The following is a 20,746-nucleotide window of genomic DNA, read 5'->3' as shown; positions in this document are numbered from 1 at the left end:
CGGGCAGGAAACGAACAACCGTGCGTCGGCACACTCGAAGGAGTGAGGTCGGTGCGGGGAGGTAGACTAAAGAGTGTCTGGTCGGACGCGAACCCCAGCATGCCCGGAGCGAAGTTGCATCGGCTGCCGGGAGCGTGCGGCCAAGAGCGAGCTGCTGCGTGTGGCGGTGGACGGTGACACCTGTGTTCCCGATCATCGCGGTACGCTGCCCGGTCGGGGTGCGTATCTGCACCCCGCCCTTGCCTGTCTGGACCTGGCGGTCCGCCGCCGGGCGTTCAACCGGGCCTTCAAAGGCCCGGTGACGCCCGACACCGCGGAGTTGCGCCGGTTCGTCGAGCAGGCAGCCCCGTAAGAAGCAGGAAGAACGGCACGGGTCACCGTGCGGTCAGGTACCTCGCGAGATGGAAGTAGGTCGAGATTGCGATGAGCACTCGATGAGTACGCGATGAGTACGCCCATGAAGTAGCGACGGTCCGGCGGACGATCACCCCGGACCTAAAAGGAGCGAAGTGGCTAAGGTCCGGGTATACGAACTCGCCAAGGAGATGGGAGTCGAGAGCAAGGTCGTCATGGCCAAGCTCCAAGAACTCGGCGAATTCGTCCGTTCGGCGTCCTCGACGATCGAGGCGCCGGTAGTCCGCAAGTTGACTGACGCTTTCCAGGGGCCCGGTGGCAACACCAAGTCCGCTGCGAAGCCCGCGGCGCCGCGCAAGAGCGCGCCCGCCGCCAAGCCGGCCGCGCCCACCCCGGGTGCGCCGGCCCGTCCCGCTGCCCCGGCGCCGAAGCCGGCTGCCGGCGGCCCCGTGACCCCGGCCGCGCCCGCGGCCCCGGTCGCCCCGAGCGCCGGCCCGGCCGCCGGTGCCGGTACCGCACCGACCCCCGCGGGCTCCGGCCCGCGCCCGGGTCCGAAGCCGGCCCCCGCCGCGCCCGCCCCGAAGCCCGCTCCGGCGGCTCCGGTGCCCGCGGCGGAGTTCCAGGCACCCCCGTCGGCGCCCGCGGCCCCGGCCGCACCGCGCAGCGGTGGCGCCACCCCCGGCCCGCGCCCGGCGCGCCCGGCCCCCGCCCAGAGCGGCGGCACCGGCCAGCGCGACACCCGTGACGGCGGGGCCCGCCCCGCGCGTCCCGCCGGTCCCGGCCAGGGCGGTGCCCGCCCCGGCGGCGCCCGTCCCGCGGGCCCGCGTCCCGGCAACAACCCCTTCACGTCCGGCGGCTCCACCGGTATGCAGCGCCCCGGCGGCGCCCCGCGTCCCGGCGGCGACCGGCGTGACGACCGTCCCGCCCGCCCCGGCGGCCAGGGAGCCCCGGGCGGCATGCCGCGTCCCGGCGGCGCCCCGCGCCCCGGTGGTCAGGCCGGCGGTCCCGGCGGACAGCGTCCGTCCCCCGGCGGCATGCCCCGCCCGCAGTCCTCGGGCCCCCGCCCGAACCCCGGCATGATGCCGCAGCGGCCCGCGCCCTCCCCGGGCGGGCGTCCCGGCGGTGGCCCCGGCGGCCGTAGCGGTGGTCCCGGCGGCCGTCCCGGCGGCGGCGGTCCCGGCGCGCGTCCCGGTGGCGGCGGCGGTTTCGCCGGCCGTCCGGCGGGTCCCGGCGGCGGCGGTCGTCCCGGTGGCGGCGGTGGCGGCTTCGGCGGCCCGCGCCCCGGTGGCGGTGCTCCCGGCGGTGGCGGCGGCTTCGGTCCCCGTCCCGGCGGCTTCGGCGGGCGTCCCGGCGGTCCGGGCGGCCGTGGTGGCACGCAGGGCGCGTTCGGTCGCGGCCCCGGTGGCCGTCCGGCGCGCGGCCGTAAGAGCAAGCGTCAGCGGCGCCAGGAGTACGAGGCCATGCAGGCCCCGTCCGTGGGCGGCGTGCTGCTGCCCCGCGGCAACGGCCAGACCGTGCGCCTGTCGCGCGGTGCCTCGCTCACCGACTTCGCCGAGAAGATCAACGCCAACCCGGCGTCGCTCGTTCAGGTGATGCTCAACCTCGGTGAGATGGTCACGGCGACCCAGTCGGTCTCCGACTCCACGCTGGAACTGCTCGCCGGCGAGATGAACTACGTGCTGGAGATCGTCAGCCCGGAGGAGGAGGACCGCGAGCTGCTCGAGTCGTTCTCCATCGAGTTCGGTGAGGACGAGGGCGGCGAGGAGATGCTCGTCTCCCGCCCGCCGGTCGTGACCGTCATGGGTCACGTCGACCACGGTAAGACCAGGCTTCTCGACGCGATCCGCAAGACCAACGTGGTCGCGGGCGAGGCCGGTGGCATCACCCAGCACATCGGTGCCTACCAGGTCGCCACCGAGGTCAACGGCGAAGAGCGCGCCATCACCTTCATCGACACCCCGGGCCACGAGGCGTTCACCGCCATGCGTGCCCGCGGCGCCAAGTCCACCGACATCGCGATCCTGGTGGTCGCGGCCAACGACGGTGTGATGCCGCAGACGATCGAGGCGCTGAACCACGCCAAGGCGGCCGACGTGCCGATCGTGGTCGCGGTCAACAAGATCGACGTCGAGGGTGCCGACCCGACCAAGGTGCGCGGACAGCTCACCGAGTTCGGTCTGGTGGCCGAGGAGTACGGCGGCGACACGATGTTCGTCGACATCTCCGCGAAGCAGGGTCTCAACATCGACTCCCTGCTGGAGGCCGTGGTCCTGACCGCGGACGCCTCGCTCGACCTGCGGGCCAACCCGGAGCAGGACGCGCAGGGCATCGCGATCGAGGCGCACCTCGACCGCGGCCGCGGCGCCGTGGCGACCGTCCTGGTCCAGCGCGGCACGCTGCGGGTCGGCGACACCATGGTGGTCGGCGACGCGTACGGCCGAGTCCGCGCGATGCTCGACGACAAGGGCGAGAACGTGGAGGAGGCGACCCCGTCGACCCCCGTCCTCGTGCTCGGTCTCACCAACGTGCCCGGCGCGGGCGACAACTTCCTCGTCGTGGACGAGGACCGCACCGCCCGCCAGATCGCCGAGAAGCGGGCCGCGCGCGAGCGCAACGTCCGCTTCGCCCGCAAGGGTGTCCGGTTCTCCCTGGAGAACCTGGACGAGGCGCTCAAGGCCGGTCTGGTCCAGGAGCTCAACCTCATCATCAAGGGCGACGCGTCCGGTTCGGTGGAGGCTCTCGAGTCCTCGCTGCTCCAGCTCGACGTCGGCGACGAGGTCGACATCCGGGTCCTGCACCGCGGTGTGGGTGCGGTCACCGAGTCGGACATCGACCTGGCGACCGGCTCCGACGCCATCGTCATCGGCTTCAACGTCCGTGCGGCCGGCCGTGCCGCGCAGATGGCGGAGCGCGAGGGTGTCGACGTCCGCTACTACTCGGTGATCTACCAGGCCATCGAGGAGATCGAGGCGGCCCTCAAGGGCATGCTCAAGCCGGAGTACGAGGAGGTCGAGCTGGGCACCGCGGAGATCCGCGAGGTCTTCCGCTCCTCCAAGCTCGGCAACATCGCCGGTGTGCTGGTCCGCTCCGGCGAGGTCAAGCGCAACACCAAGGCCCGTCTGCTCCGCGACGGCAAGGTCATCGCGGAGAACCTCAACATCGACGGCCTGCGCCGCTTCAAGGACGACGTCACCGAGATTCGTGAGGGTTACGAGGGCGGTATCAACCTCGGCAACTACAACGACATCAAGATCGACGACGTCATCGCGACGTACGAGATGCGCGAGAAGCCGCGCGGCTGACGCGGCTGCCCGGCCGTGCGGTACGCCGTACGGCCGGGCGACGGTCCGGGGCCGGGGCCGGTCGGCGGGAGAAATCCCGTCGATCGGCCCCGGCCGTCGGCTGTAACGTCGTACCCATGTACGCAGGCACGCTGTGCTTCGACCTGCTCCTGGGTGACGTACGGTCCCTGAAGGAGAAGCGGTCCCTCGTCCGTCCGATCGTCGCCGAGCTGCACCGCAAATTCGCGGTGAGCGTGGCGGAGACCGGTGACCAGGACCTCTATCGCAGGGCCGAAATAGGAATCGCGGTGGTGTCGGGAGACCTCGGACACCTCAAGGACGTACTCGACCGGTGCGAACGCTGGATGATCGCCCGTCCCGAAGTGGAACTGCTGTCGGCACGGCAGCGTATCCACGGCGACGACGAGTGAGCAGAACGCCCAAGGACACAGAGAGAAGAAGACGATGACCGACACCGCGCGGGCGCGAAAGCTGGCCGACCGCATCCGGGTCGTGGTCGCGGAGACCCTGCAACGGCGGATCAAGGATCCGCGGCTGGGGTACGTGACGATCACCGACACCCGGGTCACCGGCGACCTGCGGGAGGCGACCGTCTTCTACACGGTCTACGGAGACGACGAGGAGCGGGCGGCCTCCGCCGCGGCCCTGGAGAGCGCCAAGGGTGTGCTGCGCTCCGAGGTCGGACGGCAGACCGGGGTGCGGTTCACCCCGAGCCTGGCCTTCGTCGCCGACGCCCTGCCCGACAACGCCAAGACGATCGACGACCTGCTCGCCAAGGCCCGCGCGGCCGACGAGGAGGTCCGCAAGTCCGCCACCGACGCGCAGTACGCGGGCGAGGCGGACCCGTACCGCAAGCCGTCCGACGACGAACTGGACGACGACGACCTCGACGTCCCGGCCGCCGCCGACCCGGACACCCGGCCCGACTCCGAGGGCGGTCCGGCAAGCGCATGACACATACCGGCTCTGAGCGACCGGAGGCGAGCCGAGCGCGGAAGGGGGCCCCGTCCGGGCTTGTCGTCGTCGACAAGCCCGGCGGGCTCACCTCGCACGGGGTGGTGTCGCGGATGCGGCGGCTGGCCGGGACCCGGCGGGTCGGGCACGCGGGCACGCTGGACCCGATGGCGACCGGGGTGCTGATCCTCGGCGTCGAGAAGGCCACCCGGCTGCTCGGCCACCTCGCGCTCACCGAGAAGGAGTACGTCGCCACGATCCGGCTCGGCCGGACGACGGTGACGGACGACGCCGAGGGCGAGATCACCGCCGTCGCCGACGCCACCGGGGTCACCAGGGAGAGCGTGGACGCCGGGATCGCCGCGCTGACCGGCCCGATCCAGCAGGTCCCCTCCAAGGTCAGCGCGATCAAGGTGAACGGCGTGCGGTCGTACACCCGGGTCAGGGAGGGCGAGGAGTTCGAGCTGGCCGCCCGGCCGGTGACGGTCCACTCCTTCACCGTCCAGGACATGCGCCGGGTCGACGAGCCCGAGGACGCCGTCGGCGCCGTCGACCTCGACGTGACCGTCGTCTGCTCCTCCGGCACCTACATCCGGGCCCTCGCCCGCGACCTGGGCGCCGGGCTCGGCGTCGGCGGCCACCTGACCGCGCTGCGCCGCACCCGCGTCGGCCCGTACGGGCTGGACACCGCGCGCACGCTGGAGCAGTTGGAGGAGTCCTGCACGGTCATGCCGATCGAGCAGGCGGCCGACGCGGCCTTCCCGCGCTGGGACGTGGACGCCGACCAGGCCCGGCTGCTGGCCAACGGCGTCCGCATCAAGGCCCCGGCGCTGCCCGACGGGCCGACCGCCGTCTTCGGCCCCGACGGCCGCTTCCTGGCCCTGGTGGAGGAGAAGGACGGCCAGGTGAAGATCGTGGCGGTCTTCCCGGAATAGCCGTCCGTCCCCCCTGCGCCCGTGCCCGGCCCGGTGTGACCGGGCCGGGCTCTGGACACCGTGGAGCGCGGCCGTCTGTCCCCTGAGCGGCCCCGCTCCACGATCCCCCTCGGTCCCCCCTCACGTCTCCCTATCCATCCGGAACCCGGAAATCACCCCAATGGGCGGGCGCTCGGAGTGAAGCGAGGGAGCACAGGGGGGCGCTTTTCCTCCGCGATCTAGGCGGGAGATCATCGGGCACCTACCGTCGAAGCGGGACGAAACGGGGCGCGGCGGTGGGGGAGGTGCCCGATGGCGGTACGCGGGGCCGACGTGGACGACGCGTTGGTGCGGGTCTGTGACCTGGCGGGACGGCCACGCGGGACGGGTTTCCTCGCGGACGCCGACGGCACGATGGTGACCAGTCACGAGGCGGTCGACGGGCTCGCCCGGCTGGTGCTGCACGCGCCGGGGGACCAGGTGTGCCTGGTCGAGGTGGAAGCGATCACCGTACTGCCCGAAGCCGGGCTCGCGCTGGTCGCCACCGAGGGGCTGAATCTGCCGCCGCTGCCGATCGCGCCCCGCGGCCCGGCCCACCCCGAGCGACGGGTACGGCTGAAGGTCCCGCAGTGGACCGACGGCGTCGTCCTCGGCACCGCGTCCGTCACGTACACCGCCACCGACCGCTTCCACCTGCTGGAGGAGGTCTACGAACTGGGCCTCGGCGCCACCGACATGAGCCGGGTCGCGCCCCAGTCCTCCGGCGCGCCGCTGATCGACGCGGCGACCGGCGCGGTACTCGCGGTCGCGGTCACCGCGCTGCACGCGGGACACCGGGCGGCCGGTTTCGCCGTACCGCTGCGGGCCGGACCCGGCACGCCGGAACCGCTGGCCGCGCTGCTGGCCAGGAACGCGGCGACGGTGCCCGCCTACGGTCCGCACCTCAACCTCGCGGGGGCGCTCCAGCTCACGGGTACGTCGGTCGGCTCCGCGGCCGGGCCCGGCCAGTGGCGGGAGCCGGTCGCCAGGCCCGAAGTCGCCGACGCGCTACGGGACTTCCTCGCGCCGCGGGGGGAGACCGCGCCGCTGGTGCTCGGCCTGGTCGGCGACCCCGGCAGCGGGCGCAGCACCGAACTGGCCGCGCTTGCGGCCCGCCGGGCGCGCGGCGCGGAACCCGCGCCGACCGTCTGGCTGCGCGGCGCCGAACTGCGGCCGGGCGACGGCGGGATCAAGGACGCCGTCGAACGCTCGCTGCGGACCGCCGCCCGGATCGTGTGCGCCGCCGCCGGGCGCGGCGGCGCTGTGGGCGGCGACCCGCCGTTCGCCTCGCCCGACGCCGTCGCGGCGCTCGCGCGGACCGCGGGACGGCCGCTGCTCGTCCTGCTCGACGCGCCCGAGGAGATGCCCCCGGTCCTCGCGCACGCGCTCGCCGACTGGACGGCGGGCACGGCGAGTTGGCTGCGCGCGGGCGGGGTGCGGCTGATCGTCGGCTGCCGCCCGGAGTTCTGGGAACAGGCCGGGTCGCTGCTGCCCGCGGGAATGGCGTACGCGCCGCCGCCCGCCCCGTACGTCGCCGTCCGCGCGCTGCCGCCCTGCCTGCGGCTCGGCGACCTGACCGACGTCCAGGCGGTCCGCGCGCGGACCCGCCACGGCCTGGCGCCGGACGCCCTGCGGCCCGCCGACGCCGCGCACCCGCTGGCGCTGCGCCTGCTCTCCGAGATCCAGGCGTCGCTGCCCGGCGGCACCGCCACGGACGGCGCCGCGCCGACCCGCGCCGAGATCTTCGCCGCCCACCTGGACCTGGTGTGCCTGCGGATCGCGGTCCGGCTGGCCGCGAGCGCCGAGCGGCCGGTACGCGGCAACGGCGTACGGCGGCTGGCCACGCGGGTGGCCGGGCAGGTGCACGAGGCGGCGCGGCGCTGTCTGGGGCCGGGGCAGGGCGAGTTGGACCGCGAGTCCTTCGAAGACCTCTTCCCGTGGCGTATGGGGTGGGCGTCCGCCGTCCTCACCGAAGGGCTGCTGGTGCCCGCGGGCGCCGGATACCGCTTCGCGCACGAGGAGGTCGCCGACTGGCTCCAGGGCCTCCACCTCGACCTGGACGCGGCCCTGCACGCCCTGGTCCACCGCTGGTTCGCGGCACCGGCGGGCGGCACGGAGGCGCCGGTACGGCTGCCGCAGCGGCCCGCCGCCGTCCACGCGGGCGAGCCGCCCGTCCCGCCCGCCCCGGCCGTCGCCCCGCCCTCGGGGCCGCGCTCGCTCCCCGTCCCGCGCCACCGCCTCGGCCCGGTCCTCCAGGCCATGCTCGCCACCGACCCCGACACCCTGACCCGCCATCTGCGCCACCTCATCCACCGCCTCGACCACCAGGCCATCGCCCCCACCCGCCATGTCAGCGCCCCGGACCCGGACCCGGCCGCGCCGCCGCGCCGCCCGGCCCCCGTGCGCCGCCCCGCGTGGGACGCCTGCACGGACGCCTACCTCGACACCGAGACGGTCCCGAACCCCCGCTCCCGCCGTCGCCCCCGCCCGACGCCCGCGGGTCCGTGCCAGGGAGGCGGGGGCGGCGGAGGCGAGGGGGTGCCGGACGGGGGTACGGGCGGGGGCGTTGGCGGCGGGCCGGTGGGGTTGCTCGCCGGGCGTGCGGGAGCGCCGGGCGGGGGAGCGGGCGTGGTGCCCGCTGGCGGTGCGGGAGGCGGTGCGGGGGTGTCCGGCGGCGGTCCTGCGGGGTGGTCGGTGGCGTGCGGCGGGTGGCCGAGTGGCGGCGGCGGTACGGGCGGGGCCGGGGCTGGTGTCGGCGGGCAGCGGGCCTCCGGCGGCGGTCCCGCGACGGTCGGTTCGGGGCAGCGGCTGGACGGCGGAGACAGCGCGCCGGGTCGGGGGCCGTGCGGGGGGCCGGACGAGGGCGGGGGCGCGGCCACCGGGGGTGCGCCGTGGGGCCACTCCTCGTGCGAAGGCGGAGGACCGTCGTACGCGAGCGGGCCGCGGGCCCGGCGCGGGGACGGGGTGTCGGCGCGGCGGGGGGATGCCGTGTGGTGGGCCGCGCATCTGGTGGGGGAGGTGCTGACGCGGCTCGGGGACGCGCGGAACTACCGGGGCGTGCTGCGGCTGTTGGCCGAACGGGTCGCGGTGCGGTCGGTGGAGCGCGGAGGGTTCACGCCCGAAGGGCTCGGCGGGCTGGGCGAGTTCGGCCCGGCGTTCTGGCGGCGGGTGCCGTTGCCGCTGGGGGAACGGCTCGAACTGCTGCGGCTGCTGCTGCCCGCCGACCGGCCGCCCGTACCCGGTGAACCGGCCGACCCCGAGACCCGCTTCCTGCCCGCCGTCGCGGAGCTGCTGCGGGAGGCGCCGGCCGAGGCCCTGGCGGCGGTGTGCGGGTGGTTCGACGACGACCGGCCGCTCCAGACGGCGCCGGGCGCGGACGGCCCCCGGCTGACCGTCGCGTCCGCCGCGCAGGCGCTGCTGCACACCCACCGGCGGCTCGCCGTGGACGAGTTGACCGAGGCGCTGGTGGCCGCAGGGCACCCCGGCGCCGACGAAGTGCTCGCCGCGCTCGCCGAGGACGAGCCGTCCGCCGTGTGCAGGGCCGTCGACCGGTGGGCGCACGACCCGCGCCCCGACCGCCATGTCGCGGCAGCCTCGTACGGCCGCCGCGCCGCCGCGTTCGTACGCTCGGAGGCCGACCGGGAACTGCTGCGGTACGCGGCCCTCGCGATCCTGGCCCGCCCCGGCGACTGCACTCTGCACGGCGCCGCGCTCGGCCTGCTGGTACGGGATTCGGTGACACGTTCCCGCCATCTCGACGCGGCGCTGCGGCACTTCGCGGCGGGCGATCCCCACCTGCCCGCGGGCGCACTGGCGGCAGCCCTCGGCACGCACCCCGAACCCGTACTCGCCGCCTTCCAGACCCGGCTGCGCGCCCCCTACCCGGACGGGGGAGCCGCCGAGGTGCTGGACGAACTGGCCGGGGTCACCTCGCCCGCCCTCGCCCGGCGCGCCGCCGCCCTGGCCCAGGACCATCTGCTGCACCACCCGGACGGCGCGGCCGACGTGGCCCGCTTCCTGGACCGGCGGCTGGAACAGGGCCCCGGCGTCCGGGCCGTCCTGCTGCCGCTGGCCGCCGCGCTCATGACCGACCACCCGCCGGACGTCCGCCGCGCACTGCTCCCGGTTTTCGCCGCCCCCGGCACCCACCTGTCCCGGCCGCTGCGCCAGGAACTCCTCGACATGGTGCTTGCGGCGGAACGCGACCCCGGCGTCCTGGACGCCCTGCTCGCCGCCGCGGCGGACGGCTGCCACCGCAGGCCGACCGTCCTCACCCGCGACTTGGTCCACCGGGTCGGCCTGCTCCTCGGCCGTACGCCGGAGGGCGCCGCGCAGTTCGACCGCCGGGTCGTCGAACTGGCCGCTTCCTGGCCCGACTTCGGCCGCCTGGTGCGCGAATGGCTCAAGACGGGCGGCACATGGGACGCGGTGATCGGCCCGAGCGCGAGACGCCGCCTGGAGGCGGCGGCCTGACGGGACCGGCCGGGGATCTCCGTGGCGACCGCCTCGGATCGCCCGCCCATGACCGCCCGTCACCCTCTGGCGCTGGGGGGACAGCCCGTCAGCCCGTCAGCGCGTCAACTGCCCGGTGACCGGCCGCTGTCAGGGCGGCCGGAAACCGCCGTTTCGAGGGTAGGCGGTCACCTATGAGGCGTTCCTCACGTCACGTTGGTGGATGGGGAAGGTCTCCAGGATGAAGGGACGTTGTAGTCGAGGAGGCGCGTCCGCCGCGGGCCACGAGCCCGGCGGCGCAGGCGTACCCGGGCGGCAGCCGCGGAAGGAGCGCAGATGCGCGTCGACGCTGAAGAGCTGGCAGTGGTGCCCTTGGAATCACCCTTGGCCCACGAGGCCGCGCTGGCCGGGGCCAAGGCGGCGAATCTGGCCCGGGCGGCGGCGCGGGGGCTGCCGGTGCTCCCCGGCTTCGCCCTCGTCCCGGCCGCCCGCGCGCCCGGTGCCCCGGCCGGGACGGCGGCTCTGCGCCGCGCCTGGCAGGAGCTGGGCGGACCGGACGGCGCCGCGCTGGTGGTCCGTTCCTCCTCCGCGCACGAGGACACCGCCGAGTCGTCCATGGCGGGCCGCTTCGAGTCCGTCCTCGACGTACGCGGCTGGGACGCCTTCACCGACGCGGTGCGGGCGGTGCTGGACTCCGCCGCGCGCGTGCCGTCGCCGCCCTGGCCGTCCGCGGAGGACATCTCCGGAACTGGACCCGGAGCCGGAGCCGGAACCGGAACTGGACCCGGAACTGGAGCCGGAACTGGACCCGGACCCGGAACCGGAACTGGAGCCGGATTAGGAAGCGCGCCAGGACAGGGGCCCGGTCCTGGGCCAGGACGGGACGCCGACGACGCGGCCGAACCCGCGGTCCTCCCCGGAGACATGGCCGTCCTGGTCCAGCCCATGCTGCGGGCCGCCGCGGGCGGCGTCATGTTCGGCGCGGACCCCGTCGAGGGCCGCTACGACCGCGTCCTGATCAGCGCGGTCCCCGGCGGCCCAGACCGCCTCGTGGACGGCAGCACGCAGGGCGTCCGCTACCAACTGACGCGCCGTGGACGGCTGTTGCGCACCGAACCCGCGCCCTCGGGGCACGGCCGGGTGACCCGGCTGCTCGCACGGCCGCTGCCCGGCCGTCGGGAGCGGCGGCCGGAGCCGGGGACCGTCACCGCGCGGGAGCGGCAGCCGCTCACCCGGCGGCAGTTGGTCCGGCTCGTGCGGCTGGCCCGGCGCGCCGAGCGCGTGTACGGCGGGCCGCAGGACATCGAGTTCGGCTTCGCGGACGACGGGCGGCTGTGGCTGTTCCAGGCGCGGCCGATCACCGCGATGGCGGCCCGACCGCCGCGCGGGGCACGGCTGTTGGGGCCGGGACCGGTGAGCGAGACGCTGCCCGGTGTGCTCCAGCCGCTGGAGGAGGACCTGTGGCTGGCGCCGATGGCGCACGGGCTGACGCTGGCCCTGGACATCGCGGGCGCCGCGTCCCGGCGGCGGCTGCGCAAGCTGCCGGTGGCCCGTACCGTCGAGGGCCGCGCCGCCGCTGACCTGCGGCTGCTCGGCGTGACACCGCCCGCGCACCCGGTGCTGCACTTCATCAACCCGGCCCCCGGCGCCCGCCGCGCCGCCGCGGCCTGGCGGGTCGGACGGCTGCGCGGCGCGCTGCCGCTGCTCGCGCAGGACCTGATGGCCGACGTCGACCGGCAGCTGCACGACTTCAGAGCGCCCCGGAAGATGCTCAGCGGCGAGCTGCTGAACGCCGTCTCCTGGGGACGCAACGCCCTGTCCGCCCTGCACGCCCAGGAGTCCCTGGCGGGCGCGCTGCTGGACACCGGCACCGGTACGGGCGGCGCCGCGAGCGCCGGCGCGGGCGGCGGGACGACGGCGGCGGGCGAGGCGCTGGCCGTACTGGCCGAGGGCCGCGGCCGGGGTGCCACCGACGCGGAGCTGATCGCCCACCACCCCGTCCTGCTCACCCTGCTGCCGCCCACCCTCGGCGAGCGCGGCCCGCTGCCCGAGCACGTCGGCTGGAACGGAGTCCCGCGCGGTGTCGGCTTCCTGAGCGTCCGTGAGGGGCTGCGGCTGCGCATCCGCTGGGTGCAGGAGATGCAGGCCGCGATGGTCCGCGAGATCGGCACCCGGATGGACGCGTACTGCCTGGTCGGCGAGCGGCGCAAGATCGCGCTGCTGCGCTGGGACGAACTGCTGGGCGTCGGCGCGGGCCGCGGCCGTCCGGCCGACCTGGCCGAGCGCACCCCGCGCCCCGAGACCCCGCCGCTGCCCGCCGCCTTCCGGCTCGCCGACGGCGCACCGCAGGCGGTGAGCCTGGCCCGCGGCCGTACCGGTCGGGGACAGGGCGAGGGCCAGGGCGCGGGCGGCGGTCAGGGCGCGGGGACCGCCTGGGACGGGGCGGGCGTACGGCCGCCGGACGCCGTGCTCGTCGTCCGCTCGCTCGACCCGGCGCTCGCGCCGCTGCTGCCGGGTCTGTCGGGCCTGGTCGCCGAGACCGGCAGCGTCCTGTCGCACCTGGCGGTGCTGGCCCGCGAGTACCACGTGCCGACCGTCGTGGGCGTCTCCGACGCCGTCGGCCGGTTCGCCCCCGGCTCCGGGCTCGCCGTGGACGGCGGTACGGGGACGGTGGAGCCGACGGGCGGCGCGTCCGACGCACCGGGCGCGGAGCCGGGCGGGTCCGGCGACGCCCCCGCCCCCAGGGACGGGCGCGCCGCGCTCGAAGCGCGGGACGAACCGCGCAAGGGGGCCGTCGCGTGAAGTACGTCAGCTACCTCTTCGGCGGCCTGTCCACCCTGGCCGCGGGCATCTACCTGGTGATCTACCTCTACCGCTGGGAGTGGCAGCGTGCCGTCATCTGCGGGGTGCTGCTCCTCGCCGTCGAGGGCTTCCTCGTCTGCGTGATCCTGCTCGGCCGGATGGGCCGTCTGGAACGGCGGCTGAGCGACGCGGACGCCCGGATGGAGGAAGTACGGCAGCGCCTCGAACACGCCAGGGAGACCTCCGCGCACCCCTTCCGCTGGCTCGGCAACGGCAACGGCAACGGCGGTGCGAGCGGCGGCGGTTACGGGGACAGCCGCGACGGCGTGGACGGCGGCAACCGTACGTTCGTCTTCGTACCGATCCTCATGGTCACCGGCGCCGCGCTGTCCGGTGTCGCCTGGGTGATCCAGCGGATCGCGGCGGTCACCGCGCGGCCGGGCGCGGAACGGCGGCTCGCGGGCCGCCTCGCGCCGCTCGCCGCCCCCTCGGGCGGCGTGCACGGCGTCATCACCCAACTGGAGGACAACCCGGCGGTGCCGCCCGCGCGCCGACTGCGCCCGCTGCTGACCGGATTCGGCGCGGCAGCCGGGGTCGTGCTGCTGGTCTACCTCGTCTATGTGCTGTCGGAGGTCACCGAGACCCGCGAGGAGTCCAGGCCCGACGCGGCGGCCAGCACCGTGGTCTTCCGGATCGACGTGCACGGCACCGACGACGCCAGGGCGCGTGAACTGGCCGCCCGCGACCTGTGGGAGGGCTGCCGCCGCTCCACCTCCTCGCTCAACCCCGACGCCAGCCTCGGGCGGCTCGCTGACGGCGTCTTCGCGGGCGTCATCCGGCCCGCGCTCAGTCCGCACGACATGATGCGGCTGCGCGGCTGCCTCTCGGACGCGAGCGTGAACCGGGCCCACGCCAAGGTCCTGGGCACGGGACAGGCGGGAGTCCCGCACTGACCCGCCCTCGGCGCGCCCCCGGCGGGGGCCCGCGTACCGGAATCGGGCACTGGCCCCGGAAGCAGCGGCTAGCCTGACGGGACGGCCGCTGCCCTCGGGGAGGGACGGCGGCACCTGTCCCCAGGTTTCCGCTCCCCAGGTGGTGAACCCCGCTTGTCCGAATCGGCCGCTCTCCCGATCCCGATCCCGGTCCCTGCCCCGACGTCGTTACGGCGGCCCGTACGCGATTCCGTACGCGATCCCGTACGTGATCCCGCCCGTGGCCCGGCGCGCGGTCCCGGAACCGACCACGAACCCGATCCCGCGGGCGACTTCGGGCCCGGCTCCCTACCGCCCGCCGCCCCCGGCGCCCGGATCTGGGCGCGGCGGGTGACGAAAGTGCTGCTCGGCTGTCTGCTCGGCTACGGCGTGCTGTGGGCCGCCTCCGCGGGCGGCATGCTCGCGGTCTCCGCGTGGGCGCGGCACGGCGCCTCGGCCGGTTCCGGCGAGCGGACGGCGGGCATCAATCACTTCCTGGCCGTCGACCCGCACGTGTGGCGCGGGTCCGCGCCGACCGCCGCGGGCTACCGGGCGTTGGCCGACCGGGGCATCCGTACCGTCGTCGACCTCAGGGCGGAGGATCTGGCGCCCGCGGAACTGGCCCTGCCTTCCGCCGCGGGACTGCACGCCGTCCGGCTGCCGATCCGCGACGGCCAGACCCCCACGGAGCGGCAGGTCGACACGTTCCTGCGGATCGTGAGGACCTCGCCGGGACCGGTCTTCGTGCACTGCGGCGCGGGCGTCGGCCGTACGGGCTCGATGGCCGCCGCGTATCTGGTCCGCACCGGACAGGCCGACAGCCGCCAGGCCGCGCTGCGCACCCTCGCGGTCGGCCCGCCCTCCATCGAACAGGTCTATTACGTGCTCAACGTGTCGCGCGACGACACCGACCAGCCGCCGCTGCTCGTCCAGGGCGTGAGCCGGTTCCTGGACGCGCCGCGCCGCATCATGGCCTCGCTGTAGACCGCGCCGGCCGCGGACCGGGCCAGGCGTGCGCCGCGCTCGCCGCGGACCGGGCCCGCGCCCGCTCCGCCGGAGCCGTCGCGGAACCGATAAAGTCACGCCCGTGTCGGAGGTCGGCGAGCGGGCGGGATGTCGCGGTCCACATCACATTCGAACGGGCGCCGCAGGTGGGAAGGGCCGACGCCGTACGCGCGGACCGTGCCGATGGGCACGGCATCGCGGCGGCATGGCAGGCTTGGACCCGCAGGACAAGACAACACAGTCAGTGATTCGGCGAAGAAGCGGAGCGTCAAGGTGCAGCGCTGGCGGGGCTTGGACGACGTTCCCGGTGACTGGGGACGCAGCGTCGTCACCATCGGCTCGTACGACGGCGTCCACCGCGGTCACCAGCTCATCATGGGCCGCGCCGTGGAGCGCGCCCGTGAACTGGGGCTGCCCTCGGTCGTCGTGACCTTCGACCCGCACCCCAGCGAAGTCGTACGGCCCGGCAGCCACCCGCCGCTGCTGTCCGCCCACCACCGGCGCGCCGAACTGGTCGCGGACCTCGGCGTGGACGCGCTGCTGATCATCCCCTTCACCAGCGAGTTCTCGAAGCTGACGCCGAGCGAATTCGTCAAGACCGTGCTGGTCGAGGGGCTGCACGCCAAGCACGTGGTCGAGGGCCCCAACTTCCGCTTCGGGCACAAGGCGGCGGGCGACGTCGAATTCCTCTCCGCGCTCGGGCTGAAGTACGACTACGAGCTGGAGGTCGTCGACCTCTTCGTGCGCGGTGAGGCGGGCGGCGGCGAGCCGTTCTCCTCCACCCTGACCCGGCGGCTGGTCGGCGAGGGCGACGTCGAGGGCGCCGCCGAGATCCTGGGCCGCCCGCACCGCGTCGAGGGCGTCGTCGTCCGGGGCGCGCAGCGCGGACGCGAACTGGGCTACCCCACCGCCAACGTCGAGACCCTGCCGCACACCGCCATCCCCGCCGACGGGGTCTACGCGGGCTGGCTGCACGTCGACGGCGAGGCCATGCCCGCCGCGATCTCGGTCGGCACCAACCCGACCTTCGACGGCACCGCGCGCACGGTCGAGGCGTACGCGATCGACCGCGTCGGCCTCGACCTGTACGGGCTGCATGTGGCGGTGGACTTCCTCGCCTATCTGCGCGGGATGGAGAAGTTCGACACCATCGACGCGCTGCTGGAGCGGATGGCCGACGACGTGAAGCGGGCCAGGGACCTGGTGGACGCCGCCGACTCGGCCGCCGCCACGCCCCCGCCCACGTCCGCGCCCGAGCCCACGTCCGCGCCGACCGAGCCGTCGCCCGCCGCCGAATAGCCTCGGGCCAGGCCGTTCCACAGCCGCTCTGTCAGTGGTCGCTGCCAGACTTGGCGCATGTCCGAGCAGTACGTACCGTTCTTCGCGGGCTGAGCCTGCACGGCCTCGTACGGCACCTCGCGGGCATCGAGCGGTGGTGGATACGCCAGCACTTCGCGGGCGAGGACCTGCCGATGCTCAACTACTCGGACGAGGACCCCGACCAGGGCTTCGACCGGCTCGACGGGGACGTGGAGGCGGCCTTCGCGGCCTGGCGGGTCGAGCGCGACCGGGCCAGGACCATCGTCGCCGAGGCGCCCTCGCTGGACGCCACCTGCCGTTCGCTGGTCACCGGCAAGGAGGTATCGCTGCGCTACATCCTGGTGAATCTCATCGCCGAATACGCCCGGCACAACGGGCACGCCGACCTGCTCAGGGAGCGGATCGACGGCGCGACGGGCCTGTGAGACAGCCACCTGACAGCGTTCGGGCGGGAGCGCGCGGGAGCCCCGGGCCTCAGGTGGGGCGGATCAGCCGGGTCTCATAGGCGAAGACGACGGCCTGCACACGGTCGCGCAGCTCCAACTTGACCAGAATCCGGCTCAGATGGGTCTTCACCGTCGCCTCCGCCAGGTGCAGCGTGCCCGCGATCTCCGTGTTGGACAGGCCGCGGCCGACCTCCACCAGCACCTCCCGCTCGCGGGCGGTCAGCCGGTTCAGCCGCCCGTCGCCCTCGGAGCCGCCGGACGCCGAGGGGAGCTGGTGCGCGAAGTTCTCCAGCAGGCGGCGCGTGATGCGCGGTGCCACCACCGCGTCGCCCGCGGCCACCGAGCGGATGGCGCCCAGCAGTTCCTCGGGCAGCGCGTTCTTCAGCAGGAAGCCGGACGCGCCCGCCTTCAGCCCGGCGAAGGCGTATTCGTCCAGGTCGAAGGTGGTCAGGATCAGCACCTTGGAATCCGGGCAGCGCCGTACGATCCGCGTGGTGGCCTCGATGCCGTCGGTGCCGGGCATCCGGACGTCCATCAGCACCACGTCGGGCCGCAGCGACTCCGTGAGCCGCACCGCCTCCGCGCCGTCGCCCGCCTCGCCGACCGGCCGCATGTCGGACTGCGCGTCCAGCACCATCGTGAACGCCATCCGCAGCAACGGCTCGTCGTCCACCAGCAGCACCCTGATCACCCGCCCGCCCCCGTCCTCGTCGGCTCCGCTGTCGTCGGCTCCGCTGTCGTCGGCTCCGCGCCCGTCGTTCCCGCTCCCGCCGGGCGCGGGCTCCGCCGCCCCGCCGGTCATATCGGCTCCGGGGCGCCGAGGACGAGCACCGCCGCGACCCGCCAGCCGCCACCGGGCAGCGGCCCCGCAACCAGCGAACCGCCGTACGCCGCCGCCCGCTCCCGCATGCCGGGTATGCCGTGCCCCGCCGGGGCCGCCGCACCCTCGGCGATCGCGCCGCCGTGCGCGGTGTCGGCCGCCGCGGGGTGCGTGCCCGGGCCGTCGTCGGTGACGGTCACGGTCAGCGCGTCGGGGGCGCAGCCGATCCGCACCTCCGCGCTGGTCCCGGCGGGCGCGTGCTTGAGCGTGTTCGTCAACGCCTCCTGGACCAGCCGGTAGACGGTGAGCTGCGCCGCCACGGGCACCGGGCCCGGATCGCCCGCCACGGACAGCACCGTCGGCAGCCCCGCCGCCCGTACCTGGTCCACCAGCGATTCGAGCTGCGCGATGCCCGGCATCGGATGCCGCAGCGCGTCCGGCTCGTCCGCCCGCAGCACCCCCAGGAAGCGCCGCATGTCCGTGATCGCCTGCCGCCCGGTCGCCGACACCTGCCGCATCGCGGTCGTCGCCCGCTCGGGGGTGCGCTGCTGCGCGAAGACCGCACCGTCCGCGAGCGCCACCATCACCGACAGATTGTGCGTCACGATGTCGTGCATCTCCCGTGCGATCCTGGCCCGTTCGTCGGCCACCGCCAACTGCGCCCGCTGGTCCCGCTCCCGCTCCAGCCGCACCGCCCGGTCCTCCAGGAAGGCCAGACGGTCCCGGCGGCTGCGCATGTTCACACCGAAGACCGCCGCCGCGACGGCCATCGCCGACAGCGAGACGAAGGTCCCCGCGCTCCGGTCGTGCATCGCCCAGCTCACCGTGGCCAGGACGACCCCGACCTCCAGCACGCCGAAGGCCATCATCAGCCGCCGCCGGTCGCAGTACGCGGCCACGGTGTAGAGCGCCACCAGCAGCGCCACGTCGGCCGGGACCTGGAAGTCCAGCAGCCACTGCACGAAGGCCGTCGCCGCGATGCAGGCGAAGACCGCGAGCGGCGCCCGCCGCCGCCACACCAACGGCGCCGTGAGCCCCGCCCCCAGCGCCAGGAACGGCACCGGATCGTCCCGCAGCGCCGCCCGCGCCAGCATGCTGAGACCCACGTAGAGCGTGGCGGCGAACAGCCCGTCCACCACCATCGGGGGCAGCCGCCGTCCCACCCGCCGCCGGGCCCGCCCGGCCAGCACCCGCCACGCGGGGGCCGGTCCGGTCGCAGCCGATCGCACGGGCGACATGCCGGTGCCCATGGGGCCAGTGCTCAAGGGGACCGGCGCGCCGGTGTCCGCGGACGCCGGTCCCGGCTGCCGCGGGGCGTTCCCCCGGGCAGCCGGGTCCTGTGCCGTCGCGGTGGACGGCAGCGGGTACGTCATCGCGTCCTCGTCACGCCGTCGTCACGCGTCGCGCCGCTTGAGCAGCACCGCCGCGCCCGCGAGCGCCACCGCCGCGTAGAGACAGAACACCAGGAACCCCGTCCAGGGCGCGAGGCTCGTGGCGTCCTGGTGCAGCGAGATCAGCGACTGTCCCGCGTTGCTCGGCAGGTACTTGTTGATGTGGTCGGCCCACGAGGTGGGCAGCGCCTCGGCGAGCACCGGCAGGACGAGCAGCAGGCCGAAGACGGTGGCGATACCGCCCGCCGTGTTGCGGACCAGGGCGCCTATCGCGACGCCCAGCAGCCCCACGACCGTCAGATACAGGCCCGCGCCCAGCACCATCCGGGTCACGCCGGGGTCGCTCAGCGAGGTGCCGATGTGCCGGGAGGACAACAGCGCCTGACCGACCAGGAAGGCGATCAGCGCGCCCGCCGTCATCACCACCCAGGTCACCGCCGCGTACAGCCCGGCCTTCGCCCACAGCACCGGCAGCCGCCGCGGCACCGCGGACAGCGACGCCCTGATCATGCCGGTCGCGTACTCACCGGTGATCATCAGGACACCGAGCACACCGACCGCGAGCTGCGCGAGGAAGAAGCCGCGCAGACTGGTCAGAGCGGGCTCGAAGTCGGCCCGCTCGTGCGGCGACATGTGCGGCCAGCGGTTCGCGGTGACCGCGCAGAACAGCGCGCCGAAACCGATCAGCGCGACCATGCCCGCGATCAGCGTGTAGAAGGTGGACCGCAGCGTCCGCAGCTTGATCCACTCGGAGTGCAGCACGCGGGCGAGGGTGACCTCGCCGCGCGGCGCGGTCACCCTCGCCCCGGGAGTCTCCGGCGCCTTGTCGATGGTGGCAGTGCTCATGCCGCCTGTCCTTCCCGCTCGCGCACGGGCGCCGGTGCCTGGTACTCCACGGCGTCCCTGGTCAGTTCCATGAACGCCTCTTCCAACGACGCCTGCTGCGGCGTCAGTTCGGCCAGCGCGACGCCCTGGTCGGCCGCGATCCGGCCGATCCGGTCACTGCTGAGCCCGGTCACCTCCAGCACACCGCGCTCCACCGACGCCACCGACACATCGGGGCCCGCCAGCAGCTTCCGCAGCCGCTCCGCCTCGTCGGTCCGCACCCGCACCGACGTCCCCGCCGCGGCCCGCACGAATTCCGCCACCGACGTGTCGGCGATCAGCCGCCCCCGCCCGATGACGATCAAGTGCTCGGCGGTCAGCGCCATTTCGGACATCAGGTGGGAGGAGAGCAGGACCGTACGGCCCTCCGCGGCCTGGTCCTTGAGGAGATTGCGGATCCAGAGGATGCCCTCCGGGTCCAGGCCGTTGACCGGCTCGTCCAGCACCAGCGTCGCCGGGTCGCCCAGCAGCGCGCTCGCGATGCCGAGGCGCTGCCCCATGCCGAGCGAGAAACCGCCGACCCGCTTGCGGGCCACCTCGCCCAGACCCACGATGTCGATCACCTCGTCCACCCGGCGGCGCGGAATCCCCGTGGTGGCGGCCAGCGACAACAGGTGGTTGTACGCGCTCCTGCCGGTGTGGATGGCGCGTGCCTCCAGCATCGCGCCCACCTCGTGCAGCGGCGCGCGGTGCTCCGCGTACTGCTTGCCGTTGACGGTGACACCGCCCGACGTCGGCGCGTCCAGGCCCAGGATCATCCGCATCGTGGTCGATTTCCCCGCGCCGTTGGGGCCGAGGAATCCGGTCACCACGCCGGGCCGGACGGTGAAACTCAGGTCGGACACGGCGGTGCGCTCGCCGTACCGTTTGGTCAGGGCGTGGGCTTCGATCATCGGATCGTCCTCGGCGGTGCGTCAGCGGGAAGGGATGATCCCATCCTTGTTCCCCGCGCCCGCCGCGGCGACGGTCCACGGGCGGATTCCGGCCCCGCCCGCGTGCGCCTCCGGGGGGACGCCCCGTACACCAACTGTTGTACGCGCCGCCCGGCCGCCGCTGCGGCCGGGGACGACCAGGGCCGCCACCAGCGACAA

The 20,746-nt window shown here is 74.8% G+C and carries 15 protein-coding genes and 1 pseudogene; 12 read left to right on the top strand and 4 right to left on the bottom strand.

The window, feature by feature from the left end:
• Window positions 1–73: 73 nt before the first annotated feature.
• The 12 genes and pseudogenes from ACIOC1_RS04985 (at window position 74) to ACIOC1_RS04930 (ending at window position 16,538) form a co-directional block, all read left to right on the top strand.
• Entirely contained in the window at window positions 74–352 is a 279-nt protein-coding gene (locus tag ACIOC1_RS04985) for a YlxR family protein (protein WP_355350310.1), read from the top strand.
• A 157-nt stretch (window positions 353–509) separates the two neighbouring features.
• Window positions 510–3,656, top strand: a complete 3,147-nt coding sequence (gene infB / locus ACIOC1_RS04980) for a translation initiation factor IF-2 (RefSeq protein ID WP_366823806.1) — start codon at window positions 510–512, stop codon at window positions 3,654–3,656.
• 116 nt (window positions 3,657–3,772) lie between these two features.
• Window positions 3,773–4,066 (top strand): DUF503 domain-containing protein, encoded by a 294-nt coding sequence (locus ACIOC1_RS04975; RefSeq protein WP_355349778.1) that lies wholly within the window; start codon window positions 3,773–3,775, stop codon window positions 4,064–4,066.
• A gap of 34 nt (window positions 4,067–4,100) precedes the next feature.
• Complete coding sequence (rbfA, locus tag ACIOC1_RS04970; RefSeq protein WP_391050311.1) at window positions 4,101–4,610, top strand: 30S ribosome-binding factor RbfA; 510 nt, start codon at window positions 4,101–4,103, stop codon at window positions 4,608–4,610.
• The gene (gene truB / locus ACIOC1_RS04965; protein ID WP_355349784.1) at window positions 4,607–5,545 is read left to right on the top strand and encodes a tRNA pseudouridine(55) synthase TruB; all 939 of its coding nucleotides are present in this window, start codon (window positions 4,607–4,609) and stop codon (window positions 5,543–5,545) included. The genes rbfA and truB overlap by 4 nt, the downstream gene beginning before the upstream one ends.
• 291 nt (window positions 5,546–5,836) lie before the next feature.
• Complete coding sequence (locus ACIOC1_RS04960) at window positions 5,837–10,036, top strand: serine protease (protein WP_401852057.1); 4,200 nt, start codon at window positions 5,837–5,839, stop codon at window positions 10,034–10,036.
• Window positions 10,037–10,351: 315 nt separating this feature from the next.
• Window positions 10,352–10,702, top strand: a pseudogene (locus ACIOC1_RS04955) (PEP/pyruvate-binding domain-containing protein); the annotation flags it as partial.
• Window positions 10,703–10,939: 237 nt separating this feature from the next.
• Window positions 10,940–12,817: a PEP/pyruvate-binding domain-containing protein gene (locus tag ACIOC1_RS04950; protein WP_401852745.1), complete on the top strand. Its 1,878-nt coding sequence runs from the start codon at window positions 10,940–10,942 to the stop codon at window positions 12,815–12,817.
• A complete protein-coding gene (locus ACIOC1_RS04945) occupies window positions 12,814–13,770 on the top strand; it encodes a hypothetical protein (protein WP_401852054.1) in 957 nt (318 codons plus the stop codon). The genes ACIOC1_RS04950 and ACIOC1_RS04945 overlap by 4 nt, the downstream gene beginning before the upstream one ends.
• 369 nt (window positions 13,771–14,139) lie before the next feature.
• Entirely contained in the window at window positions 14,140–14,772 is a 633-nt protein-coding gene (locus ACIOC1_RS04940) for a dual specificity protein phosphatase family protein (RefSeq protein WP_401852051.1), read from the top strand.
• 294 nt (window positions 14,773–15,066) lie between these two features.
• Window positions 15,067–16,092: a bifunctional riboflavin kinase/FAD synthetase gene (locus ACIOC1_RS04935; protein WP_401852049.1), complete on the top strand. Its 1,026-nt coding sequence runs from the start codon at window positions 15,067–15,069 to the stop codon at window positions 16,090–16,092.
• Window positions 16,093–16,142: 50 nt separating this feature from the next.
• Window positions 16,143–16,538: a DUF664 domain-containing protein gene (locus ACIOC1_RS04930; protein ID WP_401852046.1), complete on the top strand. Its 396-nt coding sequence runs from the start codon at window positions 16,143–16,145 to the stop codon at window positions 16,536–16,538.
• Between the two features lie 49 nt (window positions 16,539–16,587).
• Here ACIOC1_RS04930 and ACIOC1_RS04925 read toward each other — a convergent pair whose 3' ends face one another.
• The 4 genes from ACIOC1_RS04925 to ACIOC1_RS04910 all read right to left on the bottom strand — a co-directional run bounded on the left by ACIOC1_RS04925 (window position 16,588) and on the right by ACIOC1_RS04910 (window position 20,548).
• Window positions 16,588–17,208 carry a response regulator gene (locus tag ACIOC1_RS04925; RefSeq protein WP_391161731.1) on the bottom strand — a complete coding sequence of 207 codons (621 nt, stop codon included), beginning with the start codon at window positions 17,206–17,208 and terminating at the stop codon, window positions 16,588–16,590.
• A gap of 149 nt (window positions 17,209–17,357) precedes the next feature.
• Window positions 17,358–18,617, bottom strand: coding sequence for a sensor histidine kinase (locus tag ACIOC1_RS04920; protein WP_401852043.1), 1,260 nt, complete (start codon window positions 18,615–18,617; stop codon window positions 17,358–17,360).
• A gap of 156 nt (window positions 18,618–18,773) precedes the next feature.
• Window positions 18,774–19,616 carry an ABC transporter permease subunit gene (locus ACIOC1_RS04915; RefSeq protein ID WP_355349805.1) on the bottom strand — a complete coding sequence of 281 codons (843 nt, stop codon included), beginning with the start codon at window positions 19,614–19,616 and terminating at the stop codon, window positions 18,774–18,776.
• Entirely contained in the window at window positions 19,613–20,548 is a 936-nt protein-coding gene (locus tag ACIOC1_RS04910) for an ATP-binding cassette domain-containing protein (RefSeq protein ID WP_391161405.1), read from the bottom strand. Before ACIOC1_RS04910 ends, ACIOC1_RS04915 begins: the two co-directional genes overlap by 4 nt.
• Window positions 20,549–20,746 lie beyond the last annotated feature (198 nt).

It is taken from the genome of Streptomyces sp. NPDC088197 (genome assembly GCF_044741185.1).
In the GTDB taxonomy this organism is placed as follows: domain Bacteria; phylum Actinomycetota; class Actinomycetes; order Streptomycetales; family Streptomycetaceae; genus Actinacidiphila.
The sequence above is the reverse complement of the archived record's forward strand: the minus strand, read 5'-3'. Positions and strand labels throughout refer to the sequence as shown.

Excerpts from the sequence above, each read along its gene's own strand:
- ACIOC1_RS04975 (WP_355349778.1), top strand. The coding sequence starts at position 3,773 with ATGTACGCAGGCACGCTGTGCTTCGACCTGCTCCTGGGTGACGTACGG.
- rbfA (WP_391050311.1), top strand. The coding sequence starts at position 4,101 with ATGACCGACACCGCGCGGGCGCGAAAGCTGGCCGACCGCATCCGGGTC.
- truB (WP_355349784.1), top strand. The coding sequence starts at position 4,607 with ATGACACATACCGGCTCTGAGCGACCGGAGGCGAGCCGAGCGCGGAAG.
- ACIOC1_RS04960 (WP_401852057.1), top strand. The coding sequence starts at position 5,837 with ATGGCGGTACGCGGGGCCGACGTGGACGACGCGTTGGTGCGGGTCTGT.
- ACIOC1_RS04950 (WP_401852745.1), top strand. The coding sequence starts at position 10,940 with ATGGCCGTCCTGGTCCAGCCCATGCTGCGGGCCGCCGCGGGCGGCGTC.
- ACIOC1_RS04925 (WP_391161731.1), bottom strand. The coding sequence starts at position 17,208 with ATGGCGTTCACGATGGTGCTGGACGCGCAGTCCGACATGCGGCCGGTC.
- ACIOC1_RS04920 (WP_401852043.1), bottom strand. The coding sequence starts at position 18,617 with ATGTCGCCCGTGCGATCGGCTGCGACCGGACCGGCCCCCGCGTGGCGG.
- ACIOC1_RS04915 (WP_355349805.1), bottom strand. The coding sequence starts at position 19,616 with ATGAGCACTGCCACCATCGACAAGGCGCCGGAGACTCCCGGGGCGAGG.
- ACIOC1_RS04910 (WP_391161405.1), bottom strand. The coding sequence starts at position 20,548 with ATGATCGAAGCCCACGCCCTGACCAAACGGTACGGCGAGCGCACCGCC.